The organism is Lysobacter zhanggongensis (assembly GCF_046638635.1).
Classification (GTDB): domain Bacteria; phylum Pseudomonadota; class Gammaproteobacteria; order Xanthomonadales; family Xanthomonadaceae; genus Novilysobacter; species Novilysobacter luteus.
In genome coordinates, this window is record NZ_JBJXHK010000171.1 from 1 (window position 1) to 1159 (window position 1159).

General features: G+C 73.2%; 1 protein-coding gene. It reads right to left on the bottom strand.

The features are described from left to right. On the bottom strand, positions 1-1159 hold a 1159-nt coding region (locus ACKVMH_RS13515), incomplete at both ends, for a leucyl aminopeptidase family protein (RefSeq protein WP_412700665.1).

A 1159-nucleotide genomic window follows, 5' to 3' on the forward strand; every position in this document is an offset into this window, starting at 1 on the left:
ACGCCGCGCGCAGCCCCTGCGCCTCGCCGCCGGCCGGGCGGCCGGGGCGGTCGGCGTCGTTCCAGCTGTAGACGTCCAGGTGCGCCCACTTCTGCGTAGCCGGGACAAAGCGCTCCAGGTACAGCGCGGCGGTGATGCTGCCGCCCATCCGGCTCGGACCGCCGTTGGCGATGTCGGCGATGCCGCTGGTGAGGTAGCGCCAGTACGGCCGCCACAACGGCATGCGCCAGAGCGGGTCGCGCTGCTGCTGGCCGGCCTCGAGCCAGTCGGCGGCCAGCGCGTCGTCGTTGCTGTACAGCGCGGGCAGGTCGGGGCCAAGCGCGATCCGCGCCGCGCCCGTCAGGGTGGCGAAGTCGAGCAGCAGTTCCGGCGACTGCTCGCCGGCGTAGGCCAGCGCGTCGCACAGCACGACGCGGCCTTCGGCGTCGGTGTTGTCGATTTCCACGCTGAGGCCGGCGCGCGTTGCGATGACCTCGCCCGGACGGAATGCATTCGGGCCGACTGCGTTCTCAACGGCCGGCACCAGCAGGGTGATCCGCAACGGCAGCTTGCGCGCCATCACCCATTCGGCCAGCGCGATCGCATGCGCGGCGCCGCCCATGTCCTTCTTCATGTTGCGCATGCCGTCGGCCGGCTTGAGGTCCAGGCCGCCGGTGTCGAAGCACACGCCCTTGCCGACCAGTGCCACGTGCGGGTGCGACGCGTCGCCCCAGCGCAGGCAGATCAAGCGCGGGGCGCGGTGGCTGGCACGCCCGACCGCGTGGATGGCCGGGAAGTTGCGCTCCAGCAGGTCGTCGCCGCTGATGACCTCGATCGCGGCGCCGTGGCGCTCGGCGATCTCGCAGGCGACCTGTTCGAGCTGGTCCGGGCCCATGTGCTCTGTCGGCGTGTTGACCAGGTCGCGCACGCGCAGGCACGCGGCCAGCGCGTCGAGCGCCGCTGCCGCGTTGTCGACCTCGAGCGACGCCGGCTGCCGAGGCGGTTGCCGGTACCGCGAGAAGCGGTACGCCCCGAGACCCCAGCCGACCCGCAACGCCTCCAGCGCATCGGCGTCGTGGTTGGCCGCCAGGCGGAACGTGTGCGGCGGCAGCGCCAGCGGCGCGTGGGCGTAGCTGAAGGGGTCGAGCCGGTCGCCGACGCCGATGACCGCGCCGGCCGC